15 protein-coding genes are annotated in these 16,896 nt (G+C 70.7%); 8 read left to right on the top strand and 7 right to left on the bottom strand.

The features are described 5' to 3' along the window. The first annotated feature begins 66 nt into the window (after positions 1–66). Positions 67–1,449, top strand: a complete 1,383-nt coding sequence (locus ABZ865_RS01880; RefSeq protein ID WP_361222411.1) for a glycine--tRNA ligase — start codon at positions 67–69, stop codon at positions 1,447–1,449. Positions 1,450–1,622: 173 nt separating this feature from the next. After that, positions 1,623–2,234: a LysE family translocator gene (locus ABZ865_RS01885; protein ID WP_361222413.1), complete on the top strand. Its 612-nt coding sequence runs from the start codon at positions 1,623–1,625 to the stop codon at positions 2,232–2,234. Between the two features lie 3 nt (positions 2,235–2,237). Here the strand turns inward: ABZ865_RS01885 and ABZ865_RS01890 are convergent, their stop codons facing one another. Further along, positions 2,238–3,284: a chitinase gene (locus ABZ865_RS01890; protein WP_361224309.1), complete on the bottom strand. Its 1,047-nt coding sequence runs from the start codon at positions 3,282–3,284 to the stop codon at positions 2,238–2,240. A gap of 189 nt (positions 3,285–3,473) precedes the next feature. Here ABZ865_RS01890 and ABZ865_RS01895 point away from each other — a divergent pair, with 189 nt between their 5' ends. After that, positions 3,474–4,484, top strand: a complete 1,011-nt coding sequence (locus ABZ865_RS01895; RefSeq protein WP_361222415.1) for an aldo/keto reductase — start codon at positions 3,474–3,476, stop codon at positions 4,482–4,484. 26 nt (positions 4,485–4,510) lie between these two features. Next, positions 4,511–5,095, top strand: coding sequence for a TetR family transcriptional regulator (locus ABZ865_RS01900; RefSeq protein WP_361222417.1), 585 nt, complete (start codon positions 4,511–4,513; stop codon positions 5,093–5,095). On the opposite strand, the gene ABZ865_RS01905 is transcribed toward ABZ865_RS01900, so the two are convergent. The 4 genes from ABZ865_RS01905 to ABZ865_RS01920 all read right to left on the bottom strand — a co-directional run bounded on the left by ABZ865_RS01905 (position 5,088) and on the right by ABZ865_RS01920 (position 8,701). Then, positions 5,088–5,501, bottom strand: coding sequence for a hypothetical protein (locus ABZ865_RS01905; RefSeq protein ID WP_361222419.1), 414 nt, complete (start codon positions 5,499–5,501; stop codon positions 5,088–5,090). The genes ABZ865_RS01900 and ABZ865_RS01905 overlap by 8 nt on opposite strands. Positions 5,502–5,661: 160 nt before the next feature. Continuing rightward, positions 5,662–6,801, bottom strand: coding sequence for a serine hydrolase domain-containing protein (locus ABZ865_RS01910; RefSeq protein WP_361224312.1), 1,140 nt, complete (start codon positions 6,799–6,801; stop codon positions 5,662–5,664). Positions 6,802–6,943: 142 nt separating this feature from the next. After that, the gene (locus ABZ865_RS01915) at positions 6,944–7,168 is read right to left on the bottom strand and encodes a hypothetical protein (RefSeq protein WP_361222421.1); all 225 of its coding nucleotides are present in this window, start codon (positions 7,166–7,168) and stop codon (positions 6,944–6,946) included. 108 nt (positions 7,169–7,276) lie between these two features. Then, a complete protein-coding gene (locus tag ABZ865_RS01920; protein WP_361222423.1) occupies positions 7,277–8,701 on the bottom strand; it encodes an MFS transporter in 1,425 nt (474 codons plus the stop codon). 169 nt (positions 8,702–8,870) lie between these two features. Here ABZ865_RS01920 and ABZ865_RS01925 point away from each other — a divergent pair, with 169 nt between their 5' ends. From ABZ865_RS01925 to ABZ865_RS01935, 3 genes are all read left to right on the top strand, one after another. After that, positions 8,871–9,746 (top strand): helix-turn-helix transcriptional regulator, encoded by an 876-nt coding sequence (locus ABZ865_RS01925; protein WP_361222425.1) that lies wholly within the window; start codon positions 8,871–8,873, stop codon positions 9,744–9,746. Positions 9,747–9,855: 109 nt separating this feature from the next. Next, complete coding sequence (locus ABZ865_RS01930; RefSeq protein ID WP_361222427.1) at positions 9,856–10,386, top strand: DUF4232 domain-containing protein; 531 nt, start codon at positions 9,856–9,858, stop codon at positions 10,384–10,386. A 112-nt stretch (positions 10,387–10,498) separates the two neighbouring features. Continuing rightward, on the top strand, positions 10,499–12,331 hold the full coding sequence (locus tag ABZ865_RS01935) for a VCBS repeat-containing protein (RefSeq protein WP_361222429.1): 1,833 nt from the start codon (positions 10,499–10,501) through the stop codon (positions 12,329–12,331). A gap of 76 nt (positions 12,332–12,407) precedes the next feature. Here the strand turns inward: ABZ865_RS01935 and ABZ865_RS01940 are convergent, their stop codons facing one another. Continuing rightward, positions 12,408–13,859, bottom strand: a complete 1,452-nt coding sequence (locus tag ABZ865_RS01940; RefSeq protein ID WP_361222431.1) for an MFS transporter — start codon at positions 13,857–13,859, stop codon at positions 12,408–12,410. Between the two features lie 82 nt (positions 13,860–13,941). Between ABZ865_RS01940 and dusB the strand changes: the two genes are divergently transcribed. After that, positions 13,942–15,096 carry a tRNA dihydrouridine synthase DusB gene (gene dusB, locus ABZ865_RS01945; protein ID WP_361222433.1) on the top strand — a complete coding sequence of 385 codons (1,155 nt, stop codon included), beginning with the start codon at positions 13,942–13,944 and terminating at the stop codon, positions 15,094–15,096. Here dusB and ABZ865_RS01950 read toward each other — a convergent pair whose 3' ends face one another. Beyond that, a complete protein-coding gene (locus ABZ865_RS01950; protein WP_361224315.1) occupies positions 15,097–16,755 on the bottom strand; it encodes a CDP-alcohol phosphatidyltransferase in 1,659 nt (552 codons plus the stop codon). Between the last annotated feature and the right edge of the window lie 141 nt (positions 16,756–16,896).

A 16,896-nucleotide genomic window follows, 5' to 3' on the forward strand; every position in this document is an offset into this window, starting at 1 on the left:
GGTAACCTGAATCATTCGCTGGAAGCATCTCGCTTCAACGCCCGTCGTCGTAATGAAGAGAGCACCGTGGCCGCCGACAAGATCGACACCATCGTCAGCCTGAGCAAGCGCCGTGGCTTCGTTTTCCCGTGCAGTGAGATCTACGGCGGACAGCGTGCCGCCTGGGACTACGGACCGCTGGGTGTCGAGCTCAAGGAGAACATCAAGCGTCAGTGGTGGCGCTACATGGTGACGTCGCGCGAGGACGTCGTCGGTATCGACTCGTCCGTCATCCTGGCCCCGGAGGTGTGGGTCGCCTCCGGCCACGTCGCCACCTTCACGGACCCGCTGACCGAGTGCACCTCGTGTCACAAGCGGTTCCGCGCCGACCACCTGGAGGAGGCGTACGAGGAGAAGAAGGGCCACGCCCCCGCCAACGGGCTGGCCGACATCAACTGCCCGAACTGCGGCAACAAGGGCCAGTTCACCGAGCCCAAGCAGTTCTCGGGTCTCCTCTCCACCCACCTCGGCCCGACCCAGGACTCCGGCTCCGTCGCCTACCTGCGTCCCGAGACCGCCCAGGGCATCTTCACCAACTTCGCCCAGGTGCAGACCACCGCGCGCAAGAAGCCCCCGTTCGGCATCGCGCAGATGGGCAAGTCCTTCCGCAACGAGATCACGCCCGGCAACTTCATCTTCCGCACCCGCGAGTTCGAGCAGATGGAGATGGAGTTCTTCGTCAAGCCGGGCGAGGACGAGCAGTGGCAGGAATACTGGATGGAGCAGCGCTGGAACTGGTACCGGGGCCTCGGTCTCCGTGAGGAGAACATGCGCTGGTACGAGCACCCCAAGGAGAAGCTCTCCCACTACTCCAAGCGCACCGCCGACATCGAGTACCGCTTCCAGTTCGGCGGCAGCGAGTGGGGCGAGCTCGAGGGCGTCGCCAACCGCACCGACTACGACCTCAGCGCCCACTCCAAGGCCTCCGGCCAGGACCTCTTCTACTTCGACCAGGAGGCCGGCGAGCGCTGGACCCCCTACGTCATCGAGCCCGCGGCCGGTGTCGGCCGCACCATGCTGGCCTTCCTCCTCGACGCCTACGTCGAGGACGAGGCGCCGAACGCCAAGGGCAAGATGGAGAAGCGCACGGTGCTGCGCCTGGACCACCGCCTGGCCCCGGTGAAGGTCGCGGTGCTCCCGCTGTCCCGTAACCCGGAGCTGTCCCCGAAGGCCAAGGGCCTCGCGCAGGCGCTGCGCCAGCACTGGAACATCGAGTTCGACGACGCCGGCGCCATCGGCCGCCGTTACCGCCGTCAGGACGAGATCGGTACGCCGTACTGCGTGACCGTCGACTTCGACACGCTCGAGGACAACGCGGTGACGGTTCGCGAGCGGGACTCGATGAAGCAGGAGCGGGTGTCGCTGGACCAGATCGAGGGGTACCTCGCGGGTCGCCTGCTCGGCTGCTGAGGCCCCCGGCGCCTCAGCCGCTTTTTCGCCCACCCACCACCCGACTCGGTCGGCTGGTGGGTGGGCGTTTTGGTGGGGGCTGTCGTCCGTCGGTTCACGCCCCCGAGTGGTCCCCCATGACGGCCCGGGATTGGCCCTGTTCGGCGATCGCCGTGATCAGCAGGGTGGCTCCCATGAGCCTCGCCTTTCTCCTGACCACCCTCGTCGTCGTCGCCACCCCCGGCACCGGTGTCGTCTACACCCTGGCCGCCGCTCTCGCGCACGGCCGCCGCGCCGGTGTGATCGCCGCGTTCGCCTGCGCGCTCGGGATCGTGCCGCATGTCCTCGCCACCGTCACCGGGCTCGCCGCGCTGCTGAACGCCAGTGCCGCCGCCTTCCAGGTCCTCAAGTACGCCGGTGTGGCCTATCTGCTGTACATGGCGTGGGCGACGCTGCGGGACAAGGAGGCGATCGTCGTCGAGGAGGACGGCGGGCCCCGGTCGGCCGGGCAGGTGATCGTCCGGGGTGTGCTGATCAATCTGCTCAACCCCAAGCTGACGATCTTCTTCTTCGCGTTCCTCCCTCAGTTCGTGGACCTGGACGAGCCGCACGCGCTGCCGCGGATGCTGGGGCTGAGCGGCGTGTTCATGCTGGCGACCTTCGTGGTCTTCGCCGCGTACGGCGTCCTCGCGGCCTCGGTCCGGGGCCACGTCACCGCACGGCCGCGCGTGATGACGTGGCTGCGGCGGAGCTTCGCGGGATCGTTCCTCGCGCTGGGCGCCAAGCTCGCCGTCACGGCCAAGTGAACGTCAACGGCCCTGAAGCGCCTTGACGTTGTCGCCGAAGGTCCAGTTCTTCGAGCCGTCCCAGTTGACCGACCACGTCATCAGGCCCTTGAGCGAGCTGCCGTAGTGCCGCCAGGCCTGGGAGACCAGGGACGGTGACATGTAGCCGCCGCCCGCGCCGGGCTGGGCGGGCAGGCCCGGGACCTGCTTGTCGTAGGGCACCCTGATCGTCGTGCCCTGCACCACCAGGCCCCTGCCCAGGCAGTCCGTCTGGGCGGTGAACCCGGCCACCGTGCCGGCCGCGTACGAGTCGCCGGAGCAGCCGTACATGCTGCCGTTGTAGTACTGCATGTTCAGCCACCACAGACGGCCGTTGTCCGCGTACTTCTTGATGATCGGCAGATACGCGCCCCAGATCGAGCCGTAGGTGATGCTGCCGCCGGTGACGTACGCCGTCTCCGGGGCCATGGTGAGCCCGAAGCCGGGCGGCATCTGAGCGAGGATCCCGTCGATGATGCGGATCAGGTTGGCCTGGGACGTGGAGAGTCGGGTGATGCTGCCGCTGCCGACCAGACCGGTCTCGATGTCGATGTCGATGCCGTCGAAGTTGTACTTCTTCAGGATCGGGACGATGGTCGCCACGAACCGGTCGGCCACGGCGGAGGAGTTGAGGTCGATGCCGGCCGCCGCGCCGCCGATGGACAGCAGGATCGTCCGTCCGGACGCCTTGGCCGCGCACATCTCGGCGGGCGTGGCCACCTTCACCCCGCTGTCCATGCCGTCCTCCCACAGCGCGGTGCCGTCGGAGCGGATCACCGGGAAGGCCGCGTTGAGGACGTTGTAACCGTGCGCCGGGATACGGGAGTCGGTGATCGGGGTCCAGCCGAAGGGCGGGTGAACGCCGCCCGCGGCCCCGTCCCAGTTCTCCCAGTAGCCCTGGAGCACCTTGCCGACCGGGCGGGACTTCACCGCGCAGGTGTCGGCGGCGGAGGCGGCGGGGGCGGCCGGGAGCTGGGTGAGACAGGCGGTCGCGAGTGCGGCGGCGAGCAGGGACAGCGTGCGGCGGATCATGCGGGGCCTCCCGGTGGGGTCGGGGTGGGTGCGCGCTGATGTCGCAGACATGACAGTCGGTGTGGTCGTAGACATGACAGTGCTCTGGTCCAGACCTTCCGTCAATAGGTCTGGACCAGCCAGGGTCTACTGACAACTATGGACTGACAGATATTGAAATCTGTCAGCTGTCATGGCAGGCTGGAGCACATGACGATGCGAACCCGAACCCTCGGAACCACCGGACCCCAGGTCTCCGCCCTCGGCCTCGGCTGCATGGGCATGTCCCCCCTCTACGGCGACAGCGACCGCGCGGAGTCCGTCGCGACCATCCACGCCGCCCTGGAAGCGGGCGTGACCCTGCTCGACACCGGCGACTTCTACGCCATGGGCCACAACGAGATGCTGGTCGGCGAGGCCCTGCGCACCGCCCCGGCCGCCCTCCGCGAGCAGGCCCTGACCAGCGTGAAGTTCGGCGCCCTGCGCGACCCGGAGGGCAACTGGACCGGCTACGACGGCCGTCCCGCCGCCGTGAAGAACTTCGCCGCCTACTCCCTCCAGCGCCTCGGCGTCGACCACATCGACGTCTACCGGATCGCCCGCCTCGACCCGGACGTGCCGATCGAGGAGACCGTCGGCGCGATCGCCGAACTGATCGAGAAGGGGTACGTCCGGCACATCGGACTGAGCGAGGTCGGCGCCGAGACCATCCGCCGGGCCGCCGCCGTCGCCCCGATCGCCGACCTCCAGATCGAGTACTCGCTGATCAGCCGGGGCATCGAGCGGGAGATCCTGCCCACCACCCGTGAGCTGGGCATCTCCGTCACCGCGTACGGCGTCCTCTCGCGCGGACTGATCTCCGGGCACTTCGCCCGCGACCGGCAACTCGCCGCGAACGACTTCCGCGCCTACTCGCCCCGCTTCCAGGGCGACAACCTCCAGCGCAACCTCGACCTCGTCGACGCGCTCCGCAAGGTCGCCGAGCAGAAGGGCGTCAGCGTCGCGCAGACCGCCATCGCCTGGGTGCTGTCCCAGGGCGAGGACATCGTGCCGCTCATCGGCGCGCGCACCCGCGAGCGGCTGGCCGAGTCGCTGGGCGCGCTGGACGTGACCCTGGACGCGGCCGACCTGGCGGCCGTCGAGGCGGCCGTGCCGGCGGACGCGGCGGCGGGCGACCGCTACCCGGCCGCCGCGATGGCCCACCTCGACAGCGAGCGCTGACCATGCCGCCAGGTACGGTCTAGGACATGGCAGCGACCACCGAGACCCTGACCGCCGAGCGCATCCTCGAGGCGACCGAGGAGGTGCTGCGCCGTCACGGCCCGGCGAAGGCCACCGTGGTCGACGTGGCCCGGGCGCTCGGCGTCAGCCACGGCAGCGTCTACCGGCACTTCCGCACCAAGGCGGCGCTGCGCGAGGCGGTGACCAAGCGCTGGCTGGACCGGACCTCGCTGCGGCTCGCCGGGATCGTCACCGGGGACGGCACTCCCGAGGAGCGGCTGCGCTCCTGGCTGGCGGCCCTGTTCGAGGCCAAGCGGCACAAGGCGGGCGACGATCCGGAGCTGTTCGCCACCTACAGCGTGCTGGCCGACGAGAACGGCACGGCGGTCGGCGAGCACATCGCCGACCTGACCGCGCAGCTGACCCGGATCATCGAGGCCGGTGCCGGGTCGGGCGCCTTCCGGGTGTCCGACCCGGCCGCGGCGGCCCGCGCCGTCTTCCAGGCCACCGGCCGCTTCCACGACCCGTGCTACGCGCGGGAGTGGCAGCGGCCGGGCGTCGAGGAGGAGTTCAGGGCCGTCGTGGACCTGTTGGTACGCGGTCTCAGCTGACCTTCACCGTGACGGTGGGCGAGTGGACCTTGCCGGAGGTGTTCGCGCTCGCGACGCGCAGCTCCTCGGTGCCCTTGGTGTTGAGCTGGGCGATCAGAGCGTACGAGCTGCCCTTCTTGACCTTGGCGGTCGCCCTCAGCGCGTTCCACTTGCCGTTCTTCTCGTGCTGGAGCACGAGCGGGGTGCCGATCTTCAGGCCCTTGGTGCGGCCGGTGAACGTCACCTTGTCCCCGGCCTTCACCGAGGACTTGTTCGCCTTGACCGTGATCGAGCCGGCCATGGGGCTGGGCTTGGCGGTGTCCGTGGCGGCGAAGGCCGTGGCCGCCGAGCTGCCGGAGAGCAGGGCCACGGACAGCGCGCCGGCGCCGAGCGCGCGGCCGTAACGGTGGCGGAGTACGGAGGTCATAGGCGTCTCCCGTCCTGTCGCTCGTTGGACCTTCTCAGGCTGGCGCCGGTCGGTGCGGGCGGCCAGCCGAGATCGTGGCAGAACGAGTCAGAACGAGCCGTCCTCTGTGTAAGACCGCAGGTCACCGCCCGGATCGCCGGTCGGACTTCTTACCGTGCGCCTACCGTGCGACCCGCCAGAAGTCCCGCATCAGCGGTGTCGGTGTGGGGTTGGCCATGTACACCTGGGTGAGCAGCAGGGCGACGGTGCCGGTGGCCGGGACCAGGTGGGCGGTGGTGCCCGTGCCGCCGACCCAGCCGTAGCGGCCGGGCACGTTCCAGGGCTGGTCCGGCATGACGTCGACCTGGGCGCCGTAGCCCCAGCCCTGGCCCTCCAGGAAGAGCCGGCCGATCTCCCGCTGGCGGGCGCTGAGGTGATTGCTGGTCATACGGCTCACCGAGGTGGGCGTGAGCAGCCGTCGGCCGCCCGCCTCGCCGCCGGCCAGCAGCATCCGGGCGAAGGACAGATAGTCGTCGGCCGTGGAGACGAGCCCGCCGCCGCCCGAGGGGAACGCGGGGAGCCGGCTCCACTCGCCGTCGGGGGTGTCGGCGACCTCCAGTGTGCCGTCGGCGCCCGGCCGGTAGGACGTCGTGAACCGGTCCCGCCGGCCCGCGGGCACCTCGAACGCCGTGTCCCGCATCCCGAGCGGCTCGAAGACCCGCTCGGCCAGGAACTCCGGCAGGCTCCGGCCGGACACCCGCGCGATCAGCACCCCCTGCAGATCGGAGGAGGTGTGGTACAGCCACGCCTCCCCGGGCTGGTACAGCAGCGGCACCCGGGCGAGGGCGGCGAGCCAGGTGTCCGGGGCGGGACAGGCCTGTGGGGCGCGGCCGTCCTTCTGCACCTCGAACAGCGCTCCCACCGCGGGCAGCGAGAAGTCGGACGGGAAGCCCCAGCCGGTCCGCGAGCTGAGCAGGTCCTCGACGGTGATGGGCCGGACGGCCGGCACCAGGTCGTCCGGCGGGCTCGACGGCGTCCGCACGACCAGCGGCTTCGCCAGCTCCGGAAGCCACGCGTCCACGGGGTCGTCGAGGCCGATCCGGCCCTCCTCCACCAGCATCAGCACCGCCGCCGCCGTCACCGGCTTCGTGATCGACGCGATCCGGAACAGCGAGTCCCGGGCCATCGGCGCCGTGCGCCCGGTGTCGGCGTGTCCGACGGTCACCACCTCGACGTCGTCCCCGCGGGCGACCAGGGCCACCGCGCCGGGCACGGTCCCGTCGTCCACGTACCGGCGCAGGGTGTCGTGCAGTGCGGTCATGGTCCAGGCCCTCCGGTCGGCGGTCGTCGTCGTACGGGGTTGTCGTCGTACGCGGTTGTCGTCGCTGTTGTCGTACGTACGACTCCTGCCGCCGCCGGAAGTCATCGACCGCACCCGGGCACCCGTGACCGCCGTGCCGCCCTCAGCGTGACGGCTGTCGGTCCGCCGTCGGGTCCACCGTGGCCTGATGGGCCTCCGCCAGATGCTCCTCCGCCTTCAGCCAGGGCAGGAACTGGGCCGCCTTCCGCCAGCCGCAGGTGTCGCATCTGAGGGTGCGCTGGATGCCCGTGCGCTGCACCCGGACCACGTGCTCCCGCCCGTGCTGGTCCCAGCGGCTGACCTTGCTCATGGTGTTGTTCTGCGGCATGACGTCTCCCACGTCCGCTGGTGCCGTTGTCCGACGGCAAGGAGTGTGCAGCAAACGCAACATCAACAGGGAGAGCTTCCCGGCGAGTTCGCCGGGCCGTCGCCGGGCTCAGCCGACGGTGCGGGGCAGCCGCAGGCTGAGCAGACCGGTGAGCACGATGCCGGCCAGCTGCACCAGCAGCGCGATGACCAGCGCGTCCCGCATGCCGTGGTGCGGGACCAGGGAGAGGAAGAGGGTGCCCAGGGTGGCCACGCCGAGGGCGAGCGCGGACTGCTGGGTGGTGACCATCACACCGCTGCCGACGCCCGCACGGGCCGGCGGCACCTCGGACATGACGATCCGGAACACGTTGGGGAGCTGGAGCGCCTGTCCGGCCCCGGCGACGGCCGCGCCCGGCAGCAGCGAGCCGAAGCCCAGATGCGGCCAGTCCCGCCAGGCGGCCAGCACGATCAGCAGCACCCCGACGCCCTGCACGAGCGAGCCGGCGGTGACCACCCGGGTGCCGTAGCGGGCGATGAGCCGGGGCCCGGCCAGCGAGACGAACAGGAACACCACGGCCATCGGCGCGAGCGCCAGGCCCGCCGGCACCGGTCCGAGCCCGGCCCCCTTCTGGAGCGCCAGCGCGATGACGAACATGAACCCGCTGAAGCCCATCGAGAACGGCACCATCAGCACCAGCCCCCGCCGCAGCGACGCCAGCGCGAACAGGCTCGGCGGCACCAGCGGGGTCCGGCCCGCCCGGTCCGCCCGCCGCTCCACGGCGTAGAACGCGGCCGCGGCGACGGGGAACGCGGCCAGCGCCAGCCACGTCCACAGCGGCCAGCCCGCCGCCCGGCCCTCGGTGAGCGGCGCGAGCAGCGTCAGCAGGGACACCGCGAGCAGGATCGTGCCCGGGCCGTCGACCGGCTCCGGGTGCTGCGACCGCGTCTCCGGCACGTGCCGGACGGCGAGCACCAGGCCGAGCAGCACGACCGGCACGTTGACGAGGAAGATCGTCCGCCAGCCGCTCCCGGCGAGGTCAGCGGCGACCAGCACCCCGCCCAGGATCTGCCCCGCCACCATGGACAGTCCGGCGGTGGCGCCGTACAGGCTCATCGCCCGGGCCCGGCGGGTGCCGCTCGTGGCGGCCTGGATGGTGGCGAGCACCTGCGGCAGCATCGCGGCGGCCGAGGCGCCCTGCGCGATACGGGCGGCGACCAGGCTCCACGCGCCCGGCGCCAGCCCGCAGGCCAGCGAGGTCAGCCCGAACGCGGCCATGCCGCCGAGGAACAGCCGCCGCCGCCCGAACAGATCCCCGAGCCGCCCGCCCAGCACGAGCAGCACGGCGTAGGCGACCCCGTATCCCGCCACGACCAGCTCCAGTACGGCCTCGCCCGCGGCGAGATCGGCACCGATGGTCGGCAGGGCGACGTTGACGATGAAGAAGTCGACCAGCGGCAGCGCCGCGGCCAGCAGGACGGTGAACAGCCCCGGCCCGCTGAGCGCGGGCGCCGCCGGGGCACGGACGGCCGGAGTGGTGACGGTTTCGGTCATGTCCCCGAGCCTGCGCCCGCCCGCAGACGGGTACCAGAGTGTTCTGATCCTGGTAGAAGAAGTACCCGGAAACAGGCTCTGCCCGGCCCCTCAGGCAGGTAGCGGGCTGTGCTCATCCTGGTAGTGGCACCACCTGGAAACAGCCTGCGTCCGGCGGCACCCTGGAGGGATGACGACAATGGCCCAGGAGACCGCCGTCCCGGCGACACGGGGCGCCGAGATCCGGCGGCACGAACTGGCCGCCTTTCTGCGCAGCCGGCGCGAGCGGATCGCACCCGAGCAGGTGGGACTCCCACGCGGTGCCCGGCGCCGCACCCCCGGTCTGCGCCGGGAGGAGGTCGCCCACCTCTCCGCGGTCGGTGTCACCTGGTACACCTGGCTCGAACAGGCCCGGAACATCCACGTCTCCGTGCAGGTCCTGGACGCCCTGGCGCGCACCCTGATGCTGGACCCCAGCGAACGCGCCCACCTCTTCCAGCTGGCCGGCGCCACCGACCCGACCCCCGCCGCGACCTGCCCCAGCATCACCCCGGCCCTGCGCGAGATGCTCCGCCGGCTCGAGCCGGTCCCGGCCTGCATCCAGAACAGCCGGTACGACATCCTCGCCTACAACCGCACCTACGCCCGCCTCCTCGGCGACCTGGACGCGGTCCCGCCCGAGGACCGCAACTGCATGCTCCTCGTCTACACCGACCCCGAGTGGCGCGCGGCGATCGTCCACCTCGACGAGACCATGCGCCTGATGGCCGCCAAGCTGCGCGCCTCGATGGCCGGGCACCTCGGCGAGCCCGCCTGGAAGATGCTCCTCAAGCGCCTGAAGGCGGCGTCCCCGGAGTTCCGCGAGAACTGGGAGCGCTACGAGGTGGTGGGCACCCGCTCCAAGACCAAGGAGTTCCTCAACCCCTACGTGGGCCATCTGACGCTGGAGCACACGGACCTGTGGCTCGGCCCGGAGCCGGGCCCGCGGATGGTGACGTACACACCGAAGAACGAGGAGACGCGAGAGCGCCTGGAGAAGCTGTACGAGCTCGCGCGGGCGAGCTGACCAGCGTCTTCGGGAACCTCCCCGGGAGGGCACGCATCTCTCTGGGCGGTGAGGCAGGAGCGGCGGCACTCGGTCCCGCAGGTGTGCCGTCACCCAGGGGGAAGATCTCATGGCAAGGCGGACACTGGCGGTCTCCGCGCTCGGCCTGGCGGTGCTGCTGGGTGCCGCTGCCTGCGGCAACGACCAGGGCCCGGCGGACGCCCGTCCCGCAGCATGCGGAACGCCCCAGCTGAGCTGGAAGATGGTCCGTCTCCCCGGCAAGCCGCACAAGACGCCGGCGGCCACCCTCAGCGCCAGGAACAAGGGACCGAAGTCCTGCGCCTTCGACGGCTACCCGGCGCTCAGCGTGTACGTCGGCAAGGGGCCGTCGGCCGACGCGAAGCCCAAGAAGGCCACGCCGGTCCATCTGGTGCTGGACTCGGGCCGCACCATCGAGTTCCCGGTCTTCTACGACCCGATCGGAGCCCCCGGGGACTGCGACGTCTCGGCCGAGTACAACCCTCGCGTCGACGTACGGCCCCCGCACCCCGCCGCGCACGACTACGGCTCCCCGGTACGGCTGACCGACGCCAAGGGGCACCAGGTGCGGGCGCAGGTGTGCGGCCCCGACATGCTGCTGGGAGCGCCCCGACTGCGGTGAGCAGCCGGTGAATCAACGAACTGCTGGTGAATCGACGGTGGGCGTGCGCACGGCAACGGCTGCTCCCGGGATGCTCGTTCCGCCCTGCCTGCCTCAGTGGGAGAAACCTGAATTGCTCGACAAACGAATACGTCTCGGAGCCGTCGCGGCGCTGAGCGCCGCGCTGCTGCTGGGCAACGCCGCGGCGGCCCAGGCCGGCAACCCGAGCGCTGTCCCCGGCACACCCGCGCCGGCCGCTGACACGCGGGTGCCGGCCGCCGATGACACCTGGACGGCCCAGGCCGCCATGCGCTTCTGGACGCCCGAACGCATGGCCTCGGCCACCGACCCCTCGGGCCGCACCACCCCTCCGAAGAGCCTGGCGGCGGCGGGGGAGCAGCGCTCCGCGAGGGGCATCACCGCCCAGCACTTCAAAGGCATCAAGTCCGTCGGCACGATCTTCAAAATGGGAGAGGGCGAGCGGGCCCACCGCTGTTCGGCCAGCGTTGTGCGCAGCGGGGGGCACAACCTGATCCTCACCGCCGGCCACTGTCTCGGCGCCAAAGCCATGTTCGTGCCCATGTACGACCACACCAGGACCGCGGCGCAGCAGAAGTACGGGGTCTGGGCGGTCGACACGTGGTTCCGCGACAAGCGGTACGCCTCGGACAGGAGCAAGAACTCCGACCTGGACTACGCCTTCGCGAGCCTGAAGCCGAACGGCGGCAAGAACGTCCAGGACGTCGTGGGCGGCGCCAACACCCTGGCCCGTACACCCGGTTATGCCAACAAGGTGACCGTCGTCGGCTACCCGATGGTCGGGCACAACCCGCAGGACACGGCGGTCCGCTGCCCCGACGTCTACACGACCGCGCTGTCCGGCTACTACCAGATGCAGATCTTCTGCGGCGGCATGTGGGGCGGGGTCTCCGGCGGGCCGTTCTTCTCCAAGCTCGACGCCTCCGGGGACACCGGCACGATCATCGGTAACGTGGGCGGCTTCAACCAGGGCGGCCCCGATGTGCCGGGGTCGGATCCGCGGTACAACGAGATCACCTACAGCCCGCTGCACGGTGACCGCTTCTTCAAGCTCTACGCCGATGCCCAGAAGGGCCGTAACCCCGACTACGGTCCCTACCGGCAGCCGCCGCTGCCCTACACAATGGGCTCCGGTCCGACCTGGAAGCACGCCAGGCTGATGGCCTCGGGCGACTTCAACGGCAAGGGCCACAGCGACATGATCGTGGTGTGGGACGACGGTGAGACGACCCTCTACAACAGCGACGGCAAGGGCGGCTTCTCCGGCGAGCGCCGGCTGCTGCCGAGGAACTCCACCTGGAAGAGCGCCCGGACCATCACCGCGGGCGACTTCACCGGGTCGAACCGGTTCGACCTGCTGGTGCGCTGGTCCGACGGCGAGGTCACCCTGTACGGCGACGTCGGCACCAAGGGCCTCGACCGGTCCGGTACCCGGATGATCAAGCCCAACGACCGGTGGAGGAACGCGACCCAGATCGCGGCGGGCCGCTTCAACGCCTCCCGGTACGTCACCGACCTGATCGTGCGCTGGGCCGACGGGGAGGTGACCCTCTACACCGGGGTCGGCGCCGGCACGTTCGGCACGGAGCACAAGCTCAAGGACAAGAACGACACCTGGCGGAACGCCACGCTGCTCACCGCGGGCGAGTACTCCGGCAGCGCCAAGTGGGACCTGATGGTGCAGTGGACCGACGGCGAACTGGACAACTACGTCAACACCACCACCTCCGGCCTGGGCCGCGAGCAGCGCATCATGGATCCCAACGCCCTCTGGCGGCACAACAAGGTCATGACCACGGGCGACTTCACACAGAACCACCGCACCGACGACCTCGTCGTCCGCTGGTCCGACGGCGAGACCACCCTGTACAGGGACACGCGCGCCGCCCGCCTCGGCGGCGAGGAGACCCTGGTTCACGCCGGCTGAGCCCTGCGACCACGCCCCACACCCCGATGCCCCGGCACGCGCCCCTGCCGCCCGTGCCGGGGCATCGCGGGTACGGCTACTCCCGTCCGGAGACCGCGACCGCCTGGCGCACCTCGGGCGACTCCAGCCGCTCGGCCGTCCGCTCGGCGGTCCGCCGCGCCCAGCGCCCGCTGGTGACCAGCCCGAGGACCAGCACGGCCAGCCCGCACACCGTGAGGATCCACCACCCGGGCCGGGCCGCCGACACGAACGCGTCCTTGTACGACGACGAGCCGATCCCCGCGGCCAGTACGGCGCCCACGATCGCCACGCCCAGCGTCTGCCCCAGCTGCCTGCTGGTGGAGGCGACCGCGGCCGCGACCCCCGCCTGGGCGCGCGGCATCCCCGACACCGCCGTGTTCGTGATCGGCGCGTTCACGAAGCCGAAGCCGATGCCGAACAGCACGTACCCGGCGAACAGCGTGGCGTTCGAGGTCTCCGCCTCGAAGGCGGCGAACAGGATCCCGCTCGCGGTCATGGCCGCCCCGGCGATCAGCAGCGGCAGCCGGGGGCCGCGGCTGCCGACCAGCCGCCCGGACAGCGGCGCGCACAGGAACGTCGGCGCGGCCATCGGCAGCATCCACAGGCCCGCGTGCAGCGCGTCGAGGCCGCGTACGTTCTGCAGGTACAGCGTCGACAGGAACAGGAAGCCGCCGAGCGCGGCGAACGCGCTGATCGCGATCACGGTGGCGCCGCTGAACGGAGCCGAGCGGAAGAAGCGCAGGTCGATGAGGGGTTCCGGGCGCCGGGGCTCGTACCGGAGCAGGCCCAGCAGCGCGACGAGGGCGACCACGGCGAAGGGGGCCACCGTGCCGGGGCCCGAGTCCGGTGCCTCGATGATCGCGTACGTCAGCGCGCCGAACAGGGCGATGACCAGCAGCTGGCCGACCGGGTCGGGGCGGCGGGCCCGGGGCGCGCGGGACTCGGGGACGAAGCGCAGGGTGAGCAGGAGGGCCGCGAGGCCCACGGGGAGGTTGACCCAGAAGATCGAGCGCCAGCCGACCGACTCCACCAGCAGACCGCCGACCATCGGGCCGGCCGCCATGGATATGCCGACCACGCCGCCCCACGCCCCGATGGCGCGGGCACGCTCGCGCGGGTCCGTGAAGGTGTTGGTGATGATCGACATGGCGACCGGGTTGAGCATCGAGCCGCCGACCGCCTGGACCATGCGGAAGACGACCAGCAGCTCCAGGTTCGGGGCGAGCGAGCACAGCAGCGAGCCGACCGAGAAGATCACCAGCCCCGCCATGAAGACCCGCTTGCGGCCGATCCGGTCGGCCGTCGAGCCCGCGAGCATCAGCAGCGAGGCCAGCACCAGCGTGTAGGCGTCGATCGTCCACTGCAGCCCGGACGTGGTGGCGTGCAGTTCGCGCTGCATCGACGGCAGCGCCACGTTGAGGACCGTGTTGTCGAGGCTCACGATCAGCAGGCTCATGCAGCAGATCGCGAGCACGAGCAGACGTCGGCGGTGGCTCAGCTCCGGCATGCGTCCCATCGTACGCCGATTTCAATAGTGCGGTTAACTAATGACCGTTACATGATCTCTGCCGGTGCGCGACAATGGGGCAATGCCCACGTCGCCCACGTCGTCCGAGTCCCCCCTGCAGATCGGCCCGCACACCGTCCGGCCGCCCGTCGTGCTGGCGCCGATGGCCGGCATCACGAACGCGCCCTTCCGCACCCTGTGCAGGGAGTTCAGCGGCGGCAAGGGCCTGTTCGTGAGCGAGATGATCACGACCCGGGCGCTGGTCGAGCGCAACGAGAAGACCATGCAGCTGATCCACTTCGACGCGACAGAGAAGCCGCGCTCGATCCAGCTGTACGGCGTGGACCCGGCGACCGTCGGCAAGGCCGTCCGCATGATCGCGGAGGAGGACCTCGCCGACCACATCGACCTGAACTTCGGCTGCCCGGTCCCCAAGGTGACCAGGAAGGGCGGCGGCTCCGCCCTGCCCTACAAGCGCAACCTCCTGCGGGCCATCCTGCGCGAGGCCGTCTCCGGCGCCGGTGACATTCCGGTGACGATGAAGATGCGCAAGGGCATCGACGACGACCACATCACCTACCTCGACGCCGGGCGGATCGCCGTCCAGGAGGGCGTCACGGCCATCGCCCTGCACGGCCGCACCGCCGCCCAGCACTACGGCGGCACCGCCGACTGGGACGCCATCGCCCGCCTCAAGGAGCATGTGCCGGAGATCCCCGTGCTCGGCAACGGCGACATCTGGTCGGCCGAGGACGCGCTGCGGATGGTGCGGGAGACGGGCTGCGACGGAGTGGTCGTCGGCCGGGGCTGCCTCGGGCGCCCGTGGCTGTTCGCCGACCTGGTGGCCGCCTTCGAGGGGCGTACCGAGGACATCCTGCGGCCGACGCTGCGGGAGGTCGCCGACATCATGGTCCGGCACGCCACCCTGCTCGGTGAGTGGATCGGCGACGAGTCGCGGGGCGTCATCGACTTCCGCAAGCACGTCGCCTGGTACCTGAAGGGCTTCGCGGTCGGCTCCGAGATGCGCAAGCGGCTCGCGATCACCTCCTCGCTGGAGGAGCTGCGGACCGGCCTCGACGAACTGGACCTCGACCAGCCGTGGCCCGCCGGGGCCGACGGCCCGCGCGGCCGTACGTCCGGCAACAACCGGGTGGTGCTGCCGGACGGCTGGCTGAAGGACCCGTACGACTGCGCGGGTGTCAGCGAGGACGCGGAGCTGGACACCTCCGGGGGCTGATCAGCCCTTCTTCGGGTGCGGGGTGGATCCGTACGCGGTCAGGAAGCGGTCGCGGAAGGCGCTCATCTTCCACACCGGCGCGTCGTGCGCGGGACGCAGCCCGTCCGACCAGCCCCACCCGGCGATCCTGTCGAGGACCTTCGGGTCCTTGGCGACGATCGAGATCGGCACGTCACGGCTGGCGTGGTTGCCGCTGACGCGGGCGATCGGCTGGTGGTCGCCGAGGAAGACGAGGACGGTGTCCTTGCTGCCGTAGCGCTCCAGCCACTCGGTCAGCGCGGTCACCGAGTACTGGATCGACTTGCCGTACTCCTCGCGGGACTTGGTGGTGTCGGCGATGACGTCGGCCGGCTTGTTGCCCGCCGCCTGGATGTCCTTGAAGACCGAGCCGTCGCCCAGCTGGTCCCAGCCGACCATCTTCGGGATCGGCGCCCAGGGCTGGTGGCTGGAGGTGAGGATGATCTCCGACATCATCGGCTTGGCGTGCTTCTTGCCGTGCACCCGCTGCTGGAACTGCTCCAGCGCGTACTGGTCCGGCATGGTCGACCAGCTGAACTTCGGCCCCTTGTAACCGAGTTCGAAGGCGTTGTAGACCGTGTCCAGGCCGTAGAAGCTCTGCTCGGGCCAGGCCTTCTGCACGCCCGGCATGACCCCGACCGTGTCCCAGGCGCCGGACTTCTTGAAGGCCTTGGTGAGGCTGAGGTGGTCGCTCGCCATCACCGTGCGGTAGCGCTGCTGGTTGTTGACCCAGAGCCCCGACAGGGCGGTGGAGTGGCCGAGCCAGCTGCTGCCGCCGTAGGTCGCCGAGGTCAGCCAGCCGCTCTTGGCGTGATAGCCCGCCTTCGCCAGCGCCTCGGTGCGCTCGGCCAGGGTCTTGTCGACCCCCGGGGACATGATCGGGTCCTCGATGGCGCTACGGCCGTAGCTCTCGATGAACGTGAAGATCATGTCCTTGCCGCGCAGGTCGGGCACCAGCTGGGAGGCGGGGGTGTTGCCGAAGGCGTCCACCTTGGCCACCTTCCGGAACTCCGCCTCGTCATGAAGGGTGTCGGCCACCCGGCGGGCCTGGACCTTCAGCGCCGTGGCCGTGCGGTCCGAGGCGATCGGCACGCCGGATATCTGCAGGCCGAGCGAGGAGCAGGTGATCCACACGACGCCCGCGATCAGCGTTCCCCGGGTCGCGGTGCCGGTGTGCCGGGCGAGCAGGTTGCCCAGCCGGACCATCGACAGCGCCAGCAGGAGGAAGAGGAGCAGGACCACCGCGATCACACCGGCTGTGGCCGCGAGGGTGGCCGTGCGCCCGAGCGAGTCCTCCAGGTACGACTCCGCGTCACCGAGCAGTGTCCAGTCCAGGACCAGGTTGAAGTTCCGGCCGAGGTACTGGTTGAACCCCATGTCCAGCAGGTTCAGCACGGTCATGCACCCGAGCGCGACCCCCGACACCGCCGCCAGCACGATCCGCGGCCGCCGCGGCAGCGCGATCAGCACCGCCGCCCCGATCACCGCCTCCCCGGGTATGCGCGTGAACTTCGCCGGCCCGAGCCCGACCACCGTGTTCGGCAGCACCAGCGCGATGACGACGAGGGCGGCGGCGAGCAGGGTGACGGTGAGGGAGAGGGCCCGGGCGGCGGCCGGGTGACCCTCGCGCCAACGCCCCACCCAGCCGGACCACTTCGACCAGGGGTGGGACGCGGCGCGGGGTGGGGCGGGTTCCTCGACGACGGATTCTTCGGCGACGGGCTGTACGAGGGCGGGTTCTTCGGCGACGGATTCTTCGACGATGGGTGCTACGGAGGTGGG

The sequence above is a fragment of the Streptomyces sp. NPDC047085 genome (assembly GCF_040643735.1).
GTDB lineage: Bacteria > Actinomycetota > Actinomycetes > Streptomycetales > Streptomycetaceae > Streptomyces.

Excerpts from the sequence above, each read along its gene's own strand:
- ABZ865_RS01895 (WP_361222415.1), top strand. The coding sequence starts at position 3,474 with ATGACGATGCGAACCCGAACCCTCGGAACCACCGGACCCCAGGTCTCC.
- ABZ865_RS01940 (WP_361222431.1), bottom strand. The coding sequence starts at position 13,859 with ATGCCGGAGCTGAGCCACCGCCGACGTCTGCTCGTGCTCGCGATCTGC.
- ABZ865_RS01900 (WP_361222417.1), top strand. The coding sequence starts at position 4,511 with ATGGCAGCGACCACCGAGACCCTGACCGCCGAGCGCATCCTCGAGGCG.
- ABZ865_RS01885 (WP_361222413.1), top strand. The coding sequence starts at position 1,623 with ATGAGCCTCGCCTTTCTCCTGACCACCCTCGTCGTCGTCGCCACCCCC.
- ABZ865_RS01930 (WP_361222427.1), top strand. The coding sequence starts at position 9,856 with ATGGCAAGGCGGACACTGGCGGTCTCCGCGCTCGGCCTGGCGGTGCTG.
- ABZ865_RS01905 (WP_361222419.1), bottom strand. The coding sequence starts at position 5,501 with ATGACCTCCGTACTCCGCCACCGTTACGGCCGCGCGCTCGGCGCCGGC.
- ABZ865_RS01920 (WP_361222423.1), bottom strand. The coding sequence starts at position 8,701 with ATGACCGAAACCGTCACCACTCCGGCCGTCCGTGCCCCGGCGGCGCCC.
- ABZ865_RS01910 (WP_361224312.1), bottom strand. The coding sequence starts at position 6,801 with ATGACCGCACTGCACGACACCCTGCGCCGGTACGTGGACGACGGGACC.
- ABZ865_RS01890 (WP_361224309.1), bottom strand. The coding sequence starts at position 3,284 with ATGATCCGCCGCACGCTGTCCCTGCTCGCCGCCGCACTCGCGACCGCC.
- dusB (WP_361222433.1), top strand. The coding sequence starts at position 13,942 with ATGCCCACGTCGCCCACGTCGTCCGAGTCCCCCCTGCAGATCGGCCCG.
- ABZ865_RS01925 (WP_361222425.1), top strand. The coding sequence starts at position 8,871 with ATGACGACAATGGCCCAGGAGACCGCCGTCCCGGCGACACGGGGCGCC.
- ABZ865_RS01915 (WP_361222421.1), bottom strand. The coding sequence starts at position 7,168 with ATGCCGCAGAACAACACCATGAGCAAGGTCAGCCGCTGGGACCAGCAC.